Genomic DNA, 18,889 nt, shown 5'->3' with positions numbered 1-18,889 from the left:
TCTTTACTCTTCAAAAGGACGAATGGAATCGGCGACGACCCGGGCACCGTGTTGCTGCACCAGCAACTGCACCGAAGGGTCGGCCATGAAAGCGGCTTCCGCCGCCGTCTGGCGTTCGCCACGCTGGCGGTCAGCGCGCTGATGCAGGGTCTCGGCACCGGCTGCACCGGTATCGATCACCAGGCGCGGGGCCTGCCCCAAGGGGCCGGTCAACGCCGCGATCAGCGCCGCCTGCGAGCGGTCCGAACTCAAGTACTCAAATCCGGGCGAAATCGCCAGTTTCAAGACGCCGTGCTGGTAGCTGATGAACGCCGAGTGCGCAGCCAGCTGTTTGGACGGGCCATTGAGCTGGCTGCCGGCCACCAGTTCCAGCCAGGCATCGGCGGTCAGGTCACCGCTTTCGCCGACGGGCGCGGTGTCCGGAGCAGATGGGGCGATGGCGATGCCCTGCGGGCGGGCCACCGGGGCGGGGGCATCACGTACAGGCGCGGGCGCAGCAGGTGCCACGGTCCGCTCGGCCGGCGCTTCCCACGGGGCGACCATGGCCGCATCCGGGGTGGCCATTTCAGCAGCCAGCGCTTCGTCGCGATCGGCGGCATCGCTTTCACGGTGCCACGGCGGCAGATCATCGTCGGCAGCGGGCGCTGTGACGCTGGGCTTGGCCGGTTTCACCGGCTCGGCGGCTGCCGGGGGCGGGGCCGGGGAAGGTCGCTTCGGTGCCGGCGGTGCGGGCTCAGGTGCCGCGGAGACAGGAGCAACCACGGGTGCCACCGGGGCCGGCTGAGCGACGGGGGCGCTCGCCTTGACCGGCGCCACGACCGAAGCAGACGCCGCGCTGGCTGCCGCAGCGGCCATGCCGGTGCCGTGGCCGCTGGCCTGGCCACCACTGTTCACGTCGGTCCCGGTGCCCGGATCGCGGGGCACGGGCGGTACCGCGGCGGCGGGACGGAAGGCCAGCATGCGCAGTACGGCCATCTCGAACCCGGCGCGCGGGCTCGGGGCCAGGTGCAGATCACGACGGCCGCCCAGGGCCATCTGATACCAGAGCTGGACCACTTCCGGGCGCAGGCGCTGGGCGAAGGCCTCGGCATCGATCCCCTCGCCCGCCGTCGCGGCGCCCGGCACCAGCTGCTGCACCTGGATCCGGTGCAGGGCTTCGGCCAGGGCATCGAGCACCCCGCTCCAGTCCGGCGAGAACTCGGCCAGCAGGGCCACGGTCTGCAGCAGGCGCGGACCATCGCCATCGGCGAGCGCATCCAGCATCGCCGCGACCTGGGTGCGGTCGACCGTGCCCAGCATCGCGCGCACCACATCCTCGCGCAGCGCGCCGCCGGCATAGGCGATCGCCTGATCCAGCAGCGACAGGCCGTCACGCAGGCTGCCATCGGCGGCCTTGGCCAACTGCACGATCGCGGTCGGGTCGGACTCGATTTCCTCGGCCGCCAGGATCTTGGTCATCTGGCCCTGGATCTGGTCCTCGTCCAACCGCTTCAGGTTGAACTGCAGGCAGCGCGAGAGCACCGTCACCGGCAGCTTCTGCGGATCGGTGGTGGCCAGCAGGAACTTCACATGCTCCGGCGGCTCTTCCAGCGTCTTGAGCAGCGCATTGAACGCCGCCTTGGACAGCATGTGCACTTCGTCGATCAGGTAGACCTTGTACTTGCCGCGGGAGGGCATGTACTGGGCGTTCTCGATCACCTCGCGGACATCATCCACACCGGTATTGGACGCGGCATCGATCTCGAGCAGATCGATGTAGCGACCGGAGTCGATATCCAGGCAGGCCGGACACTGACCGCATGGATCGGCGCTTGTGCCCTGCTCGCAGTTCAGCGACTTGGCGAAAATACGGGCAATGGTGGTCTTGCCGACCCCGCGGGTGCCGGTAAACAGGAACGCATGGTGCACCCGGCCGCTGTCCAGCGCATTGCTGAGCGCACGGACCACGTGTTCCTGGCCCACCAGCTCGGCAAAACGCTTCGGACGCCACTTGCGGGCAAGGACGAGATAGGACATCAGGCCACCGTCTTCATCGGGACGACCATTGTGCCACGCCTGTCCAGCCCCCCTGCCCTTCGTGACGAACCGCTTGTGCGAATCCAATTCCCCCGCTAGAATCTGCGCCCCTGCAGCGGGTTATCGCAGCAGGTCCGGAGAGGTGTCCGAGCGGTTGAAGGAGCACGCCTGGAAAGTGTGTAAGCGTCTAAACCGCGCTTCGGGGGTTCGAATCCCCCTCTCTCCGCCAGATTAAGCAAACCCCTGTTTACGCAGGGGTTTTTGCTTTTCTGGGGTGACCGGATGCAGGACACAAATCGGGACACATCTCACGATGCGCATCCCACACCATCTTGTTCGCTCGCCCTCTGGCCTCTGGTCTTTCCGGCAACGGGTTCCCACCGATCTCCAGGCCATGATTGGCCGACGCGTCTTTAAGCGCACCCTTCGCACGTCCGAGCTGGCCGTGGCCCAGCTGCGCGCCCTAGGCTTGGCTGCGCGCTATGCTCGAGCCTTCGACGTGTTGAGGGAACAACGCATGGAAACGAAGGACGAAGACATTGGTGTGCTGCTGGATCGCTTGACCAGCGGCGACCCGCTCCAAAAGCTGACCTTGAACCGGACCAAGGCCGCAGACGGCACGGTCACCGAGCACTGGCAGATCGATACCCCAGAGGACGTGACGCTCTATCAGCAGATGATGGAACTGACGGCCCAGCGGCCCAGCCCCCTCTCTGAGCTCGTTCGCAACGAGGTTGCGCCTCTCCCCACGCCCAACCGCATCTCAAAGCCCGCCGTGGAGACCATCACCCTGGGCAAGGCCCGGGACGCGTGGCTGGCGAGCATCCAACCCGGCTGTCTTCCCAAGACTTACACCATCAAGAAGACCGCGATTGAGGCGCTGGTTTCCTTCCTGGGCGACAAGGCCAAGCTGCATTCGCTGACGCGTTCCGACTTAGCTCGCTGGTATCAGCACATGCGCGACGGAGGCGCGGCAACACCGACCCTGACGAACAAGCAAAGCTATGTGGGCGGTCGCGGAGGGTTCTTTGAATGGGCCATGGCCTCCGGACACTACCCGAAAGGCGACAACCCAGCTGCCGGCCACATCACCTACTCCACCCGGGAAAAGCGTGCCCGGAAGAAGTTTGGATTCCGGGCCTACGACGCCCACCAAGTCCAAGCATTGTTTGCGCCGACCGCGTTTGAGAATCTGGCGCTGTCGGCCCGCTGGGCCTCCCTGCTTGGACTCTATACGGGAGCCCGGGCGTCAGAGGTTGGCCAGCTCTTGGTTGAGGACGTGGTGACGGTGGGCGGCCTCCCCTGCATCCGCATCTCGGACGAAGGCGAGCACCAAAAAGTAAAGACGGAAGTCAGCCTGCGCACCATTCCCGTCCATCCGGATCTCATCGAACTGGGATTTCTGGACTGGGTCGAGAGCTTGCGGGCCGAAAAGGCCCCACGACTTTTCGCCGCTGCCAAGGCGAACGCCAAAAACGGGGCGGGCAACTGGATCACCAAGGCCTTTGGCCGGCACCTGGAGCAGGTCGGAGCGAACTGGCCAGAAGCCAAAAGGGGCTTCCATTCTCTGCGCAAAACCCTGATCCAAGAGCTTCAGGGGGCTGGCGTCGTGTCCGAGCTCCGGGCCCAACTGGTGGGCCATGAGCTGGACGACGAGCACCATGCGACCTACAGCCGTAGCTTCACGGCCCGGGAAAAGTTGGAAGGCCTTAAAGGCGTCTCGCCGGGGCTGGCCGTGCTTTCTTACGGCCTGAACCTACCGGTGCTTTGCCAGCTCCTCAAAAAATGAACAAGCGAGACGTTGCGAATCCGCGGCAGCATGGTAAATAGGAAAATGCAAGGGGCCGAAAACCACCTATAACCGCAATGGGGGAAACGATGTCGCTTAATGACGAAAAATATTCTCGCTCCATCACCCTAGCCTGCCCGACCTGTGCTGGGACGCAGTTTGAGTATGACGAAGCAGAAACTTCCGGCGAAGCGCCCATTAAGTGCGCAGGCTGCGAGCGTGTCATGACACGTGATGAGCTTCAAGAGGCAAATGCAGAGAACATCGACGTGCACCTCGAAGAGGTCAAAAAGCAAGTCAGCCAAGATTTGCAGAAGCATCTACACGACACCCTGAAGAAGGCATTTCGAGGCAACAAGAACTTCAGGATCAAGTAATGGCTATCGATTTTGACCCAGGCGACGTTATTGCTGCTGCCGCGCTGGCATTGTCCACCTTCGCGACCGTGATGACTCTCCTGTTCAACAGGCGTCAAAAGAAGTTGAACGAAACTCAAGAAGAGCTCAACCGTCTTCTCATGGCGAAAGAGTCTGGCGAAGCCACCAACGCGAAGAAGGCTGACTTGGCGGCCGCGTTCAACAAGCTTGGAAGCAGCAAGTATCGCCTCAAGGTGTTCAATAAGGGCAAGGCTGTTGCGCGCAATGTGCGTTTGGAACCTTTAGAAGGCACGGACTGCCTCATACAATCAGACATAGACTCCAAGTTCCCACTGGAGCACATGGAGCCTCATCAGTCGGTCGACCTTATTGCGTTCGTCCACATGGGCACCCAAGGCAAGCAACCCGTCCGACTGATCTGGTCTGATGACCACAGCGACCACAATGAGAAAGTCGTCTACCCCACGATCTAGCGCCAATGGGAAAACTGCTGCTAAAGCATCGGGGGCCTGGAAGAGCACCGCTGCTTGCTTAGGCGTCGGAACTCAACTTCCAGATCTGTGAACCAGCACAGCTTCCATCTCTTGCTAATCTTCGACTAAGTGCTTCGATGTGAATACCCTTCACAATGAGAGCTTCAGAAAACCAATGCCCGCCAACGTAGAACTTCGCATCGCCAGCCGCCTTCTTCCCGCCCTCATGGCGCAGAGCGGAACAAGAGATGTCAGTGAGCGCGAAGCCGATATCCAGCACGCCATAGATGTTGCGGCCGCGCTGATGCGTCGGTTCGCCGCATCGCCTGCCGGCCAAGTGCAACACGCCAGCGTGCCCAGCTCCGGAGGACGCCCCCTTCCACGTGTCGCTACGGTAGACCGTGCTCAAGAGCCGCCAAGCTTTATCTCCCAAGAGGACTGGCGGAAAGCCCGAGGACTCGGACCCGCTCCAAGAACTCAACCCACTCGAAAGCCTCCCAGCGGCCCGTCAATCCACTGAAGCCTGTTAACAGAAAGCCCCGCGTAAGCGGGGCTTGTTCGTTCAGTGCAGGGTTGGTGGCCTCGGCCTGAGAACTGGCAACGGCAGATCGTCAGCGACGGGTCGCATCTCGCTATGTGGAGCGGCGCGTTCGCTGGGCGTGGGCATTGCCTCCAGCTCTGAAGCACGACGAACGATATCAGTGTCTAAGACCGCTATCGCGTCCACTGACCCGCGTAGCTTCGCTTTTTCAAGCTCCCCTGCCCGCTGCTCAAGGACGGACATCCGCCGCTCGCGCCGATGGGTCCATTCGGGTCGCGAGTAACACGTGGAACCCGGCGGATAGTCCGAGTTGAAACGCTCCCACTCCTGCAGGGCGATGTGATGCAATCGCTCAGCCCTCCCCAAGGCAATCAGTCGGGTCGCGCGCCCGAGGACCGCGTTCCGCAGCTCACGCACCCGGATGACTGCTTTTGCGACCCATTGCCGGATGGCCGGTGTCTCTCCTGAGTCCGCGAGCACATCCCGCACCCATTCAAGCCCGGCGCGAACGCGCCGCACGGAGAGATCTGCCCTGGCCCGTGTCACCTCGTGCAGGTCTCGCAACGCGTTGGTCACGTGCTCCGTGAGGCTCAGCGGCACGGTGGCCCCGACCTCCTCTCGGGCGCGTCCGGCAAGGCTAGGTAGGCGCATGCCCAACATCCCCCGAATCTCCAGGCCAGGGGCCAGCTGCGCAGCCCCCACCGAGCGCCCTCGCCCGGCACCGCCGGCCGAGGCCTGCTGGGAAGCCGCCGACAACCCCATTCGGCCCGCTTCTTGGTCGAGGAAGATCAAATGCTCAGCATTGTTCGTTTCAATGGCGTCGTTCTCTGCTGCCAGCCGGCTATCCATGCCCTTGCGGACCAGAGCCACCGCGTCCTTGCCTAAATGCTTGGTCGGTTCCCTGGACAGCGCAGCCGCCTGAAGCTCGTCGCCTCGGTCCGAGGCGGCCCGCGCTTGCTCGGCCAAGCTGCGGTGGTCGACGGACGCCGACAGCCCCGCAGCTTCCAGATGGGCGTTGGTGGTTTCGGCGACCATTTCCCGGATCCACTGAACCTGCGACTTTCCAGACACCCCGCCATCCAGCTCCCTGGTCTTCTCCCCGAACCCGTCCGGCCCTATGCGCCTGGTGCTGGCCAGCATGTGGACGTGATGGTTAAGCCCGTCAGGGGTTCCCGGGGAGTGGATGCTGGCTTGGAGAGCGAACTCATAACGGCCGACAAGGGCCTCTGCAATCGCGAAGGCAAGCTGTGCTCGCTGCTCATCAGAAAGCTCGTGAGGTAGGGACAACTCGATTTCCCGGGCGACTGTGGCGTCCTTACGCCGCTCGGCGGCCTCGGCAACGGCCCAGAGCTCACCGGGCACCAGCGCCCAGTCAGGCGCATCTGGGGGTGCAAGGCAGAAGGTCTCGACGACGCCGCTTCTGCGGCGGTAGTCATGCTGCTGTCCAGTGATGACATCGGACAGCAGCAAGCCACCTCGATAGGCGGCTGCGGCAACGGCGGATTGGCCTTTGCCTCGGCTAAAGACTTTGATTGCGGTGTGGAAGATGGCCATAAAACTCCTTGGAAACAAGGGTCTTTATGGAACATCTTTTGCTTTTGGCAAGTCGCAAAGCGGCTTGGGGTTCCAGGGGCGGAGCCCTTGGCGCACGCATCCGTCAGGATGCCTAAGTGCGCTCTTGCCTTTCATCCTCCATACTGCCACTAATCCTAGGAATCGGAGAGCTAAGGATGAGCGGTAAACCGACGAATGACAGAAAAGCGGCAGCCATTGAAGTGATTACGCGCGCAGCTGAAGCAGGCGACCCGTTCGACCCAAAGGATCCTGATCGCAAGATGGAACCGGATCTTCGATCACTCCCATCCATACGTTCCATTCAAGATGCCGCGAATGAACTCGGAGAACCAGATCCAACCACTGGAATCCAACAAGGTAAGAACGGGGATTACGACATCACCAAAGATAGCGCCAGGGAAACCGGCAAGGCGTGCCGAGAAATACTTGCTCGTCACGAAAGCAAGAATATAAATCGCAATATTGGATCCGCCTTAGCCGGGATGTCACAAACGCCGAAGAGCTCCCCGAAGAGGAAGATGTTCGTTACAAACCTCCCAGGGATCTCCGACTAACCAGCTTAAGGAATGCGCCTCCCACTCAGCGTCAACTGACGAAGCTGGCGCGGCCGGGCTCCGTAGACGGCCAAGAGCCTTTTCAGAGGGCCACGCCGCGCTTGGCGGCAAACTGCATCGCAGGAGTCAGCATGGAGAGGTCAAACTCATCCATGTGACCTTGGAGATATTGCGCCGCTGCTTCGCGGACGCACGAATCTGGTTGCACTGCTTTGAACCGAGCTCGCCTGTCAAAAGCGTGACCGTCGAAGCCGGCTTCATAAAACCGGCAGTGGCGAGAGCCATTCGACGCTAAAAGATCAAAGACGACGTTACCAGACACCCGGCGTCGCCGCAGCTCTTCAGCCACGTCTTCCAAGTTCTCCTGAGGCAAGCTTTGCCCTGTCGCCATGACGACGACCGAGAAGGCTTCCGATGAGGAACTTATGACGACAAACTTTCGCATACCTTGCCTTTTGAACGGCTGATTCGTTGATGGCCACTCTCTACAAGCGAAAACACCTCATCCACTATCGCGACCGCCTCTTCACGCGTCTTTAGCATTCGCGTGGTGTCCACGTTGCCATCCATGTGGAATAGACGATGCCGAAGGTTATGCCACAGCTGGTAACCAGCCACAAGGGTTTGGTGAACCTCGGGTGAGCATGTCGCCTCATACATGGACAGCACTCGAAGCGTCGGTGCTTCCTGGTCAAAATACTCACCCAGCTTTTCCCTAACACCGAGCGCAATGCCCACTTCTTCATTCAGCAGTTGGAAGCAATAGCCCTCAAGGCCGCGCAGGGCCGGATAAGCGACTGCAGAGTAATCTTCCAAGGCAATGCCCACCTGCGTGAGCGCCAGCGAAGATGAAAACTGGATACGGACGGTGTCACGCAGGTAATCGTGAACGATAGGAATCCTAACCTCGAGGTTCTGCTTGATCTGCTCAACCGACAAAGGGACAGAGTAAATGTCCTTTTGGTGAGCAAGGATCTTGTCCACAGGAAGCATGGTTTGCACTGCATCCAACGCCCAACCGGCGACCTTTCCATGCACGCCTTGCATGTGGAACGTGCCATTCTTGTAGTGCTTGAAAGTCAGCCGCTCTCCATTCGCTCCAACAACACGAATCAGCCTGTAGTTGGCTGTCGTCTCGTCGCCGTTGATCTCCACGCCTTGCTCAAGCAAGAAATCCAAAACAAAGGAGACCTGCTTATCCTCAAAGCGAGGCAGGCTCACATTCAGAGGGGCAGGAGAACCATACCCGCACCGGTCCTTGATCGCATCGGCCACCACCTCGAAGGTCGGATCATCAAACCCTTTTGATCTTCCAATGGTGCACTTCCCGCCGTTGTTGAGGAAAATCTGCACCAGGAAAGGCACCCCATTGAGCTTGCCACTATGCTGAGTCAGCCCTTTCCTCACGACTCGCTCGACCAAGTCAGTCGCGCCCGCATCCGCGAGAGCGGATTGCACTTTCGCGCAATCGAGAAAAATGTCCTTGAAACGCGCCTCTGCCACCGCCGACCCCTGATCGTCCTTAACACTAAATGATAACATATCTGTAACGCATGGATAGAAACACGAGCAGCCGGCTGGCATTTGCCTGGACGCTTCGGCATGAACTAGCTAACAAAGTAAAAATGACATTTATCTTTCATTCATATTCAAAAAATGAACTGTTAGCTTACTTAAGTTAAACAGTACAGTAATGACTCCGAAAACCAGCCGCCTCGACATACGCAAGCCGTTGATTTTAATGTAAATGGCAGAGCTCCTTAGGGCAGTACGATTGAAAGCACTGAGGCGCAGAAGGGAGCCTCCCACGCAACGCCTAAGGCCGTGAACAAAATCGTGATTTTTCGTTGACGATTTTCGCGCCTGTCGTATCCCTACTTCCATCCTTCAGATGGAAGCAACGCAGTGACCTCGCCCACCTCGCAACAACTCAACTCATACTTGGCCGACGCAACCGGCACCCTCAAACTTACAGACGTGCGCATCGGCCGTGTTCGCATCGGCGAGATGATCGTCACCGGCCGCGAAGCAGCCATCCACGCTCAAGAGCTCATCAACGATGCCTGCGAGCGGACCCGCCGGGCCCGCCTTGGGAAAAACGGCACGCGTTACCCAGAGCCGCTCCCCGTCGCTGCCCCTGCTCGCCTGCTATCGATTGAGATCCGCGACTACTTGGCTGACCGCGAGCGCATGGGCCTGACCCGCAACACCATCGAGGCCACAGCACGATCACTGAAACTGCTCCAGATGGCCTGCGGGGATATTCCGGTGTCCCGGGTCGACCACGTGCATATCTACCGACTATGGGAGCTGATGCGCTGGGCTCCGCCACTTCTACAGTCAGACCCTCAGTATCGGAACTACACGCATGAGCAGGCGGTCGCTCAGGGGAAGGCGCTCTGTGTCCAGCCGCCTGCACCGGCCACCGTAGAAAAGCACAGACGGTTCCTGGTCACCTTCTTTGGCCGACTGGAAAAAGCAAAAGCCATTGTGGGGTCTCCCATGCACTTTTTCCCAGAGGCGAAGAAGGACCTTGTCACTGACCCCGACAAGGCAGAGCGCTTGTTTGACGAAGAAGATTTGCGTCGCATTTTTGCCCCCAACACATTCATCCCCTGGGCCATGAAAGCGCCCCATCGGTGGTGGGTGCCGATGATTGGACTCCATACGGGAGCGCGTATCAATGAAGTCGCTCAGCTGAAGTTGAACGACATCGTCCAGGAGGCTGGCGTGTGGTGCATCCGGATTCAGAAAACCGTGGATAGCGACCTCAGTCATAGGGATCGCAACCGGAGCAGGCAAAGCCTAAAAGGCAAGGCGGCAGTTCGAACCCTGCCTATCCCGCAGCCACTCCTCGATGCTGGGTTCCTGGCGTTCGTGGAGGACATCCGAGCTTGTGGCCATCCTCGCCTCTTCCCCCACCTGTCTGCCGGCGTGCGACGCGACACCGGCGAGACCAACGCCCGTTACAGCCAAGGCGTGCTCAATCAGTTCAGCCGATACATGAAAGACCTAGGGTTCCCTAGAGGCGTCGGGTTCCACGCCTTCCGGCACACCCTTGCCACTGAGCTGCATCACATGGGGGTGGCTGATGAAGACATCGCTTTGGTCACCGGCCACTCCATCAGCAAGCGGGTCCCTGTGCTGCACGAGGCCTATTTCCACAAGAAGCCAGCATTGGCGCGGACGAAGCAGATTGCAGTTCTAGAGAAATATCGCCCCGACGTGGCGCTGCCGATCTACCAAGTAGGGCAGTTCCGAGCGGCCTTGGCGGACCGGAGCAAGTTCCATCCTTAAGGCAAACGACCACCTAGAACTGCGGTCGTCGACCAAGGGGCGGGACGGGAGGGACGGCGTTATGAAGGTCCCGGACCAACGCTTGAAAGTTGTTGTTGTATCCCGGACCATCACTGAGATCCACAAACATTCTTCCCCTTAGGTTTACAGGGGTGTTTCCGGCATCTCGCTGATCCTTGATGACGGGGATGAATCTCATAGACAAGGGATCGCCGGCAAGCTGTGCGGCGGTCACCAGGTGCTCATACCCAACCCCACCCAAGCGCTGGTTCGCGCGGTTCATATAGTTCTCTGTGCAGACCACGATCACCCGATCACACTCAGCGGCCTGCTCCATGAAATGGGGCAGGTCCTGTCCAAACCGAAGGTGTGTTCGGTCCGAGATTGCGTCGACACCGTTCGCCCGCAAATCAATCACCAGCCTACGGACCCACTCCAGATGCTCAGGGGAATCCCAAGAATACGAAACGAAGACCTTGGGGGGTGGAGATGGTTCATCCTGCAAGATACCGTTTCGCACCAGGACATCTATCAGGTCAACGTCCTTCACCGCCCAGTGGGTGCGCGTGTGTTCCCAGTTTCGCTCCGAGATATCCAGCTGGCCAAACATCTCCTTTAGGCGTGTAGCGGGGATAGGGCCTATTCTCGCGTCAATAGACCAAGTGATCCGCACCCCCCCGTAACGAACTTGGATGTCCTCGATCCGACCGACCTGCGAAGACGGCCCAACGTCACGTCCTCGATCTTCATAAGCAAACAGCGTGGGAAGCCCCTTAAGGGCAGTAATGGTATCCGCGGTCAGGGTAGCAAAGCGCTCTGCCAGCAGTGGAACAGTGTGCTCAAGGTAACGTGGCAGCTCAAGGATGAACTCGTCCTCATCCCAAGTCCCCTCCCGATACACCATCAACAAGTTATACATACGCCCCCATACTGACTGAGTTAGCCACGACAGATGACCAGGGCTTTCCGACTGTAGAAGCCACTACAACAAGTTGCGGCGATGAGGATCAATGCGCCGACATCTCTCGCATGGCTTGGAAACCACGAATCACCTCAGATGTCTGCTCATATTCTTCGGTGGAGAGCAGCGAATACTTCGTGTCCAACACTAATGGGTCGCAGCCGAAATCAACCTCTGCGTCGTCGACCAGCAACAAGATAAGCTGAGATCCAGACGGCCTGTCGTCCCTGATGAAGTGAAGAAGACTTAGGTGATTGATGTCATCCTGATCTTGCTGCTTGGGCGAATCCAGCACAATCGGGCATCTCACAGCATCCTCTGCATCCCAGATGAGATGAAGGATTGCATAAACGTAAGCGAGGATGGCGCGTGGCCGGTCACTTCCCGTCTCTTGAATCTTGAGCATGAGCGACTTAAGGAAGTCGTCTTGGAAAATGACGCTAAGCTTCCTGGCAAAGCCAGTTAACAACCCAGCATAGGTCTCAAGGATTTCCTTCCTTCGCTCCGTCGAGCGCGCATTCTTTAGCCGCTCAGTCGCCTGCTTGATCCGATAGTCCAGAGTGGCGATCTCTTGAACAAGCTCAGTAACTTGATCGTCCAGCTGCGAGGAGAATCGCTTCTGCCCTGCTCGCTCAAGAAGGCGTGCGAACGTGACCTGTCCACGTCTGCGAGTGAGAAGTTCATTGAACCTTTGCTCGTCCTCGGTGGCGTCTTTGAGGCGCTGACGACTGATCGCGATCTGAGCAGAGACAATCGCCTGAGCATTCATCACCTCGACCAAGACATCGTCTGTCCGACTCTCATCTTGCGCCAAAGCGAACCGCTCACCAAACGAGTTTTCGTGAAGCTGGCCGCACGTCGGGCACTCCAGGTCTTCACCCTCATGCTTCACAGCGAACATGTAGTCCGCATGCAGCTCCCTGCGAACGCGATCGAGAATTTCCCGCTGGGCCTCCAACTGCAGGCGACGCTGGGTCAAGCCCGATAGTTTTGCTCGCTCTTCCTCACGAACCTCCACCAACTGTTGGAGCATCCCCACCACGCGCTCGATCTCCTCGGAAAAAACTTCCGGATCGATTTCTACGTCGATGTCTTCGGCAACGGTCTCCTTGGCTCGCTTCTGAAGCGACCTCAATCCGTCCAACTGCTTGGCCGGCTCAACTCGGGCTGCCGTTGCTGTCGCCTGGAGCTCCAGAGCCTCGAAATACTCAGCACCTGTCACCCCCACGTGGAAGTTAACAACGTCTTCTCGCCAGCGAGCGAACTGTTCCAGACGAGCAAAGGAAGTCCAAGGACTGCTCCACCCAGCGTCTTGGTCCACATAGAAAGGGATAAAAAGGTAAGCGGGCGGCGGAACGACCACCTTATCGTTCCGATTCTTGAGCCGAAGCTTTGCACCAAGCAACTCATAGAGAGCCGGCGCGAGACCTTCGGTCACGCTGGTGTAGCAACCTCTGACACGGTCGGATTCGATCAATGTGAAGGTTTTTCCTTCCTTCAGCATGACGTAGGAATCGCCATCGACAGTGAACTCCAGCGCCGATATGACGCTCGCGCCTTTCCAATCCGGATGGATCTCTGCCGCTTCCGCGCCCAGCGTTCCATAGATGGACTTGGCCAGCGATGACTTGCCTACGTCATTTAGACCCTTGATCACCGTCACGTCGGGATGGAACTCGACCGACCTTGCTTTTCGTTCCCGATGGGATACGAGATGAAGCCTTTGAAAGACTAAGTTTTTCATGAGTCCTGGTCCTTAGACTGCGCACCAGCATCCGGAAGTTATTGGGAGTGGTTTTCATAGAAGGTCATCATTACGACAATGAGTTCCTGCTCGGGCGAAAGCGCAGCAGCGCCGTATCCGGAGTCACTTCGGGCGAGCGCAACGGCAGCGCTCGCCATTTCAAGCAGCGTTGAACTATCAGCCATAACGCTCTCACCGGCTGCGACGAGGATTTGGCTGTCTCTTCGGAAGGCAGCATCCAGCGGATCCTGCATCCTAGAGAAGTAGTCTGGGTATGCTTCTCTTAGCTTGGCGCGGACAGGGAACGGCACGTTGTCTTTATGCATCTCTGACTGAACATTGTTCCAAGCACCAGCAGCTTGAACAACGGATCTAGCGTTGCCAAGCATCGCGTCGAAGGAATCCCTATCGATACCCTTTGCCTTGCATACGTCCAAGATGCTGCCAGATGGTCTTTTAGCTACTGTCCGTCTACGCAACTCGTCAAACAGGGTTCTATAGAAGGCCTTAGGAGGAATGTGAACACCTTTGACATGCTGGTCAAGGAAGTTGGTGACCAAGCCCACAGTGGTTTCGTTGTGCGTGTCCAGATGGATCTGGGAAATCGAAACCGTTAACTGCTCCCGGAGCGGCTCTTCGAAGTCCTCCCCTAGTTCGTCCGCCAAGCAGGTTCTGATGACCTCCCACTCTGTCGGCTTCAGGACTTCAAACAATCGCTCACCAAATGGCTCAGACGCCTTTTCGCTGACCGGGAAGCCATACCCGCTTCCCACGTTCGTCACGAACTGGAAGGTGACTTGCTGCTGCTTTAGCTGAGAAGCCTTTGCACATAGCCGCCCGAGGATAGAGGGTAGAGCATCGCCGCTCTTGCCCTTCTTCCGATTCGTCAGCTTCTTCAGCGTCCAAGCACTCTTTGCGCTGGTCTTGATTTGATAGAAAGAGGCGCGGGATGGCTGGTCTGGACAATCAAGGACAGCGATGTCCTCGTGCAACTCGCAAAGGAGCACGTAGTTCCCTGATCCCTGATGCAGGGTCAGCAACCGAGCCAAAGCCCAGTTCTTCTGGTAATCGAAGCGATCCGCGGAGATCGCGCCGCCTTCCTCTGCCAATGGAGCGGTGGACAGAAAATCAGCGATGACGGTCGAACTCATTTCCCGAGGCCCCTTCCGTCGGATCTCCTTGCCCGACGCCTTGCCTCGATTAGAGGCATCTTTGTGACCCAAGTCAACATTGGGCCGCCACACTCAGAACAATCAATAAGTTGTGGGACACCGTCTATTTCCCTGGGCACTGCTGACGCCGCCCCCATACGTCCATGGCGACCATTTGCGAAGGCTGGTTGAAGTGCCACTTCCCTGTGGCACGCATTCGTCATCTCTTCTTAGGCTTCGGAGGCGGCGTTTTGATCGTCTCAACCACCGAACCCTTTTTGTCCCGCTGAGCTTCCTTCACGGGCTTGAACTGACCCGTTCCAGCATCGCGTCCGACTTTCCTCGTTGCCATTTTCAGCTCTCCTTCTAGAAAGGGAACCAACGACAGTCACCGATTGAGCTTTTTCAGCAACCAAAGCGCCGCATCAGCGCGCTCCTCCGGCGAAAGCTCTTCCAACGCCAGAATAACGTCGGCCATGTGGTCATCTCTCGCGACCAAGTAGGCCATGGGCACGCCCAGCACGTCCGCCAGCCGCCCCAGTCCATCAAGGTCAATCCCGCTGACCTCGGTCTCATACCGGTTCACCCGACTACTGGCCAGCTTCTTATCGAGGCCCATCAAGACCCCCAGGGCTCGTTGACTGGCGATGCCACGGAGTTCCCTGGCCTGCTTCAAGCGGGCGGCGAACAGGGTGCGGGCGGAGGTGCTGGGCAAGTGAACGGATGTTGAAAACCTGGGTAGACAGCATGACGCGGTCCCTCGATGCATGGCAGACTCTTCATGAAATGTAGCACCCTTCCGAACAACCACAGGGGTTTTCATGAAGAAGATCGAGACAAGGATGACTGCCTGCCTGGCAGCGGCGCTGCTGTTGACCTCCCAAGGCGCGGGCGCACAAAGCCCTCCCGGGCAGGAAGAGATGCCTAACAAGCCGGGATTTTTCCGCCAGTTGGGCACTAGCCTGAAAAATGCTGGCGAGCAGATGGTTGGAGTCAAGCCGGCTCAGGGCACGAAGACCACTGTCAGCGGCGGGGACATCTACACCCCGGTCAGTGGGGCCGGAAAGATCCGCGGCCTGTTCAAGGCCGACAACCATCAGCTTGCCCAGCAGGGCAAGCTCGACTGGCCCAAGGTCGCCCTGACGTTTCAGGAATGGGGGGCGTCACTGCCCTGCTGGTCCGTCGAAGCTCGGATCTGGACCAGCCCCTCCGCGTCGACCACTGAGACCTTCCGGACTTGCGCCAATGCCGCCGTGACCGAGCCCGACGACGTGGGCGATGTGGCGGAGCTCAACACGTCGGCCCTTTGGAAGGGACGGGACGCTCTTATGGGCGTTCGAGTGCCTGCCGGCAAGGCCAACACTGGGGCCAGCCGGTCCACGGGCCCCAACCCGCCCGCGCAGCCGTTCGTCGTCAACGTGTCCCGCCCTGGCGTATCCGACCGGGCCGTCGATGTGGCCCTCCGGGTCGCCTGGGTCGCTGGGTTCATTCAGACCGCCGACCTGCACCCCGGGGCCTCGGGGCTGCTGACCCCGTTCAAGGATTCAAGGATGTGGATCGCCGGCTTCCAGCCCGAAGGCAACCGCGACCGCTAAGCAGATACCTCGTCGCAATAACTTTGGGGGCCCTTGGCTGCCCCGCCCATCTCAAGGAATGACCATGAAAGCAACGAAGTTCATCTTGGCCGGCTTGGCCGTTGCCCTCACCCTGACCGCCTGCGGTGGTCCGCCTTCCAGCAGCGATGCCGAGAAGGCCTTGGCAGCCCTGCTTACCCAGAGTGGCGCAGGTCAGATCACCGGAATCCAAGAGTTCCAGCTGTCCGGGTGCGTAGAAGCCCAAGACATGGAAGGCTACCGGTGCGACACGACCGGAAAAGTATCCATCGACATCGGCGGCCGGCAGGTGCCTGTCCCCGTCAGCAAGAACCTTCGATATGCCAAGGAATCCGGAACATGGAAGGCCTACGTCAAATGAGTGCCCTGCCCCCTCCATTCGCTACTCATACGCGTCCCGCGTCCCGGAGGCTGATGACCCCGCGAGACCGATTCTTCTGGTGGTATTCGCTGACCCTGCTCTTCCTAGGACCTTTCGGGTTCGTCGTCGGGCCGCTCATGGCCCGACGCGCAACCCGGAAGGCGGCGCGTCGTTACCCGGTCGAGGCCCACGCAGCGCAGGCACGCGATGTGGGCTTTACGTGGTGGCAGTGGTGGATCATGACGCCGCTGACGCTGATGGGCGCTTTCTGGGTGTTTGGCCTGCTCAGTGGGCTGCCGATGTTCCTGCTTGTGCTTTATGCCCACTTGACGCAATAGCATAAGCATGTCCGTCTAATCCCTAGGGCCGCAATAAGCGGCCCTTTTCATTGCCTTTCTAAGGGCTGGAAAAGCTAGATCCCTCACAAGGATTGACAAGTCCGATCCGCGAGCTATTTTCATTATTATTTCGAGAAGAGATCTAGTGAATAGGGTTCAGGCGAGCGCCAGAATCGCGAGGTTCGGCTTATCCATAGAACGTCAGAACGATAGGCGCGAATGGGCAGTGCGAGATAGCATCAATCACCAAAGTATCGGCCCCTCCTTTAAGACTCTGCGGGAAGCTGTAACACACAGCGTTGTCGAGGCAGAAACCATGGTCGAACTAAACATTTATCTAGGGCGTCTAGCACTGGAATGCACTCGGTTGGGAGACCGGTGTTCGCGACAGGTTCGTGACTGGCTCCTGGGTCTATCCGAAAGGACTCCCTCCGCCTTAGCTGTTCTGAACGGGAAAGCGCCCCCATCCGAGAACGACTTGAAGCGCAGCCTAGACAGTCTGATTGAGAGGCATGGACTGCCGATCACCGCCAAAATCTTGTCTGCAATGAAAGCCCACCATGCTGCTAGTATTGACCTGTCGCTGGCAAAAGACGCAGGCAACCGCATTGAAACGCACGCGCAGCATCAAGCAGGTGATAGACGAAAAGCATGTCAAAAAGGGAAATCCGTTTGAAAAGACCGCACTCTCCTCCACTCTTCATATCGGACTACAAGAGTTCATCTTGGATGGAAACTTCATCGTCGAGGATGAAGAGTCGACCACTAGCGGCTTACTTGCATACATAGCGTCGGCGGCCCCCTGGTGCAGTGAAGCATATGGGACCGCCCCAGACTTCACCTGGGTAAAATATAAAAAGAATGGGAATGAAGATCATGCGGAGCCATCAACAGGAGCAGACTTCGCACTGATACTCAGAGTCAACGGCGACATAACCCGCGCCGCAGTGTTTCAGGCGAAGCGAATGCTGCAAGAATCTGCGACGTTCGATGTTCACCGGATCTCCCCCGCCCGCAGCGAGCCGGATCGAATAGCGGAGCCGCAGTTTCTTCGCCTGTTTGACCATGGGAGGTCGATTCTGACCAATGCCAACAAAAGTGCCGATCTAAAGCACTTGCATTGGATACACTACTTGATTTACCAGCGTGACCTATTCTCTTGCGTCCCCATGTCGGACCTCGCAGGCCTACATACCGCATACACGTCGGCACGGGAGAGCATGAAAGATAGCTATCTAACCCGCCTGAAGAAGATGGAGAGCGCATCAAAGACGGGGAAAATCAAGTCAATCAGGAAGATTCGCTTGGCCGAGACCCTATGGAGAAGCGCACGAATTCCCAAGGCCTCTTTCACTGATAATACTAAGAGTTTGGCGACGCTCTTCGCTTATGGCCCTTCCCAACAGCGCCAAATACCGCCTGGCTGGCTCACCCTAACCACTGAATCTGTCACCGCCTTCGCAAATGCGCTTCGGAAGGAAATGGACGTATATGAGCTGAAGTTCGACCCTGCACTAGAGCCCTCTCTTGCTCAGGTTGTGGACAGCTTACGGAAGGAAAGGAAAGACCGAGCCAACAAGCTGTCTCAGAAGCTGATTCAAGGAATACAGAACGACGTAGCGAAGATGGTGGAGCAGTCCCAACTCTCTCCCCAAGTTACGGCAACCAAATCGCCAACGGGGTCGAGGAGATAGCTGTCCGGTGGGAAATCTCTTCCGGCTGCCTTATCATTGCGGGACACAACACAGGACACATGTCCGGTTTGCGATCTGCTGCAGGGTCAAGGGGTTAGATTGGAGTCGATCCGATCCCCCTCTCTCCGCCACACAAATAAAAAGGCCGCCCTCAGGGGCGGCCTTTTTATTTGTGTGGCGGACAGCATGGGGGACGAGAACCCCAACGGGTTCGACGGATTCGCCCGGAGCGAATCCGGACAGCCGAACGGCTGGCCCTGGAGCGCGTCAGCGCGGAAGGGCTGGGTGCATGGATGCACCCAGCAATCCCAATGAAGCAGCCACCCTGCATCCGAAGCCTCTGCGCCGCCAACGCTAGCGCCACGCAAACCGTCGCCACCGCTAACGGTAGAGCCGACCGCTGGT

At 58.8% G+C, this 18,889-nt stretch carries 17 protein-coding genes and 1 tRNA gene; 10 read left to right on the top strand and 8 right to left on the bottom strand.

Annotation, left to right across the window (positions count from 1 at the left end; genetic code table 11):
* Positions 1-3: 3 nt before the first annotated feature.
* A complete protein-coding gene (gene dnaX, locus BCL79_RS16595; protein ID WP_121043038.1) occupies positions 4-2,016 on the bottom strand; it encodes a DNA polymerase III subunit gamma/tau in 2,013 nt (670 codons plus the stop codon).
* A gap of 136 nt (positions 2,017-2,152) precedes the next feature.
* Here dnaX and BCL79_RS16590 point away from each other — a divergent pair.
* The 4 genes from BCL79_RS16590 to BCL79_RS16575 all read left to right on the top strand — a co-directional run bounded on the left by BCL79_RS16590 (position 2,153) and on the right by BCL79_RS16575 (position 4,655).
* A tRNA-Ser gene (locus BCL79_RS16590) sits at positions 2,153-2,245 on the top strand.
* Positions 2,246-2,329: 84 nt separating this feature from the next.
* The gene (locus BCL79_RS16585; RefSeq protein WP_121043036.1) at positions 2,330-3,805 is read left to right on the top strand and encodes a site-specific integrase; all 1,476 of its coding nucleotides are present in this window, start codon (positions 2,330-2,332) and stop codon (positions 3,803-3,805) included.
* A gap of 89 nt (positions 3,806-3,894) precedes the next feature.
* Entirely contained in the window at positions 3,895-4,182 is a 288-nt protein-coding gene (locus BCL79_RS16580) for an ECs_2282 family putative zinc-binding protein (protein WP_147433919.1), read from the top strand.
* On the top strand, positions 4,182-4,655 hold the full coding sequence (locus BCL79_RS16575) for a hypothetical protein (protein WP_121043032.1): 474 nt from the start codon (positions 4,182-4,184) through the stop codon (positions 4,653-4,655). Before BCL79_RS16580 ends, BCL79_RS16575 begins: the two co-directional genes overlap by 1 nt.
* Positions 4,656-5,217: 562 nt before the next feature.
* On the opposite strand, the gene BCL79_RS16565 is transcribed toward BCL79_RS16575, so the two are convergent.
* On the bottom strand, positions 5,218-6,750 hold the full coding sequence (locus BCL79_RS16565; protein WP_121043030.1) for a MobA/MobL family protein: 1,533 nt from the start codon (positions 6,748-6,750) through the stop codon (positions 5,218-5,220).
* A 176-nt stretch (positions 6,751-6,926) separates the two neighbouring features.
* Here BCL79_RS16565 and BCL79_RS20140 point away from each other — a divergent pair, with 176 nt between their 5' ends.
* Positions 6,927-7,325 (top strand): hypothetical protein, encoded by a 399-nt coding sequence (locus tag BCL79_RS20140; RefSeq protein WP_147433918.1) that lies wholly within the window; start codon positions 6,927-6,929, stop codon positions 7,323-7,325.
* An 82-nt stretch (positions 7,326-7,407) separates the two neighbouring features.
* Here BCL79_RS20140 and BCL79_RS16560 read toward each other — a convergent pair whose 3' ends face one another.
* Together BCL79_RS16560 and BCL79_RS20520 are read right to left on the bottom strand one after the other, a co-directional pair.
* Positions 7,408-7,770: a type II toxin-antitoxin system RnlB family antitoxin gene (locus tag BCL79_RS16560; protein ID WP_121043028.1), complete on the bottom strand. Its 363-nt coding sequence runs from the start codon at positions 7,768-7,770 to the stop codon at positions 7,408-7,410.
* Positions 7,749-8,867: an RNase LS family HEPN domain-containing protein gene (locus BCL79_RS20520; protein ID WP_121043025.1), complete on the bottom strand. Its 1,119-nt coding sequence runs from the start codon at positions 8,865-8,867 to the stop codon at positions 7,749-7,751. Before BCL79_RS20520 ends, BCL79_RS16560 begins: the two co-directional genes overlap by 22 nt.
* A 363-nt stretch (positions 8,868-9,230) precedes the next feature.
* Here BCL79_RS20520 and BCL79_RS16550 point away from each other — a divergent pair, with 363 nt between their 5' ends.
* A complete protein-coding gene (locus BCL79_RS16550) occupies positions 9,231-10,622 on the top strand; it encodes a site-specific integrase (RefSeq protein ID WP_121043023.1) in 1,392 nt (463 codons plus the stop codon).
* 13 nt (positions 10,623-10,635) lie between these two features.
* Here the strand turns inward: BCL79_RS16550 and BCL79_RS16545 are convergent, their stop codons facing one another.
* The 4 genes from BCL79_RS16545 to BCL79_RS16530 all read right to left on the bottom strand — a co-directional run bounded on the left by BCL79_RS16545 (position 10,636) and on the right by BCL79_RS16530 (position 15,169).
* Positions 10,636-11,541 (bottom strand): toll/interleukin-1 receptor domain-containing protein, encoded by a 906-nt coding sequence (locus BCL79_RS16545; RefSeq protein WP_121043021.1) that lies wholly within the window; start codon positions 11,539-11,541, stop codon positions 10,636-10,638.
* Between the two features lie 88 nt (positions 11,542-11,629).
* Entirely contained in the window at positions 11,630-13,327 is a 1,698-nt protein-coding gene (locus BCL79_RS16540; RefSeq protein WP_121043019.1) for a hypothetical protein, read from the bottom strand.
* A 38-nt stretch (positions 13,328-13,365) separates the two neighbouring features.
* Positions 13,366-14,478: a dsDNA nuclease domain-containing protein gene (locus BCL79_RS16535; RefSeq protein WP_121043017.1), complete on the bottom strand. Its 1,113-nt coding sequence runs from the start codon at positions 14,476-14,478 to the stop codon at positions 13,366-13,368.
* 388 nt (positions 14,479-14,866) lie between these two features.
* Complete coding sequence (locus tag BCL79_RS16530; RefSeq protein ID WP_121043537.1) at positions 14,867-15,169, bottom strand: helix-turn-helix domain-containing protein; 303 nt, start codon at positions 15,167-15,169, stop codon at positions 14,867-14,869.
* A gap of 130 nt (positions 15,170-15,299) precedes the next feature.
* On the opposite strand from BCL79_RS16530, the gene BCL79_RS16525 reads away from it, so the two are divergent.
* The 4 genes from BCL79_RS16525 (at position 15,300) to BCL79_RS16510 (ending at position 18,484) form a co-directional block, all read left to right on the top strand.
* Positions 15,300-16,073, top strand: coding sequence for a hypothetical protein (locus BCL79_RS16525; RefSeq protein WP_121043015.1), 774 nt, complete (start codon positions 15,300-15,302; stop codon positions 16,071-16,073).
* 64 nt (positions 16,074-16,137) lie between these two features.
* A complete protein-coding gene (locus BCL79_RS16520) occupies positions 16,138-16,452 on the top strand; it encodes a hypothetical protein (protein WP_121043013.1) in 315 nt (104 codons plus the stop codon).
* Positions 16,449-16,790, top strand: a complete 342-nt coding sequence (locus tag BCL79_RS16515; RefSeq protein ID WP_121043011.1) for a hypothetical protein — start codon at positions 16,449-16,451, stop codon at positions 16,788-16,790. The genes BCL79_RS16520 and BCL79_RS16515 overlap by 4 nt, the downstream gene beginning before the upstream one ends.
* Before the next feature lie 560 nt (positions 16,791-17,350).
* Entirely contained in the window at positions 17,351-18,484 is a 1,134-nt protein-coding gene (locus BCL79_RS16510) for a hypothetical protein (RefSeq protein ID WP_121043009.1), read from the top strand.
* The last annotated feature ends 405 nt before the right edge of the window (positions 18,485-18,889 follow it).

Origin of the sequence: Stenotrophomonas rhizophila, assembly GCF_003651185.1 — a bacterium.
Taxonomy (GTDB): Bacteria; Pseudomonadota; Gammaproteobacteria; order Xanthomonadales; family Xanthomonadaceae; genus Stenotrophomonas; species Stenotrophomonas maltophilia_Z.
Note: the sequence above shows the minus strand (reverse complement) of the source record. Positions and strands in the feature narration are given on the sequence as shown.

Coding starts and splice junctions, on each gene's coding strand:
- dnaX (WP_121043038.1), bottom strand. CDS start 2,016: ATGTCCTATCTCGTCCTTGCCCGCAAGTGGCGTCCGAAGCGTTTTGCC.
- BCL79_RS16585 (WP_121043036.1), top strand. CDS start 2,330: ATGCGCATCCCACACCATCTTGTTCGCTCGCCCTCTGGCCTCTGGTCT.
- BCL79_RS16580 (WP_147433919.1), top strand. CDS start 3,895: ATGTCGCTTAATGACGAAAAATATTCTCGCTCCATCACCCTAGCCTGC.
- BCL79_RS16575 (WP_121043032.1), top strand. CDS start 4,182: ATGGCTATCGATTTTGACCCAGGCGACGTTATTGCTGCTGCCGCGCTG.
- BCL79_RS16565 (WP_121043030.1), bottom strand. CDS start 6,750: ATGGCCATCTTCCACACCGCAATCAAAGTCTTTAGCCGAGGCAAAGGC.
- BCL79_RS20140 (WP_147433918.1), top strand. CDS start 6,927: ATGAGCGGTAAACCGACGAATGACAGAAAAGCGGCAGCCATTGAAGTG.
- BCL79_RS16560 (WP_121043028.1), bottom strand. CDS start 7,770: ATGCGAAAGTTTGTCGTCATAAGTTCCTCATCGGAAGCCTTCTCGGTC.
- BCL79_RS20520 (WP_121043025.1), bottom strand. CDS start 8,867: ATGTTATCATTTAGTGTTAAGGACGATCAGGGGTCGGCGGTGGCAGAG.
- BCL79_RS16545 (WP_121043021.1), bottom strand. CDS start 11,541: ATGTATAACTTGTTGATGGTGTATCGGGAGGGGACTTGGGATGAGGAC.
- BCL79_RS16540 (WP_121043019.1), bottom strand. CDS start 13,327: ATGAAAAACTTAGTCTTTCAAAGGCTTCATCTCGTATCCCATCGGGAA.
- BCL79_RS16535 (WP_121043017.1), bottom strand. CDS start 14,478: ATGAGTTCGACCGTCATCGCTGATTTTCTGTCCACCGCTCCATTGGCA.
- BCL79_RS16525 (WP_121043015.1), top strand. CDS start 15,300: ATGAAGAAGATCGAGACAAGGATGACTGCCTGCCTGGCAGCGGCGCTG.
- BCL79_RS16520 (WP_121043013.1), top strand. CDS start 16,138: ATGAAAGCAACGAAGTTCATCTTGGCCGGCTTGGCCGTTGCCCTCACC.
- BCL79_RS16515 (WP_121043011.1), top strand. CDS start 16,449: ATGAGTGCCCTGCCCCCTCCATTCGCTACTCATACGCGTCCCGCGTCC.
- BCL79_RS16510 (WP_121043009.1), top strand. CDS start 17,351: ATGCTGCTAGTATTGACCTGTCGCTGGCAAAAGACGCAGGCAACCGCA.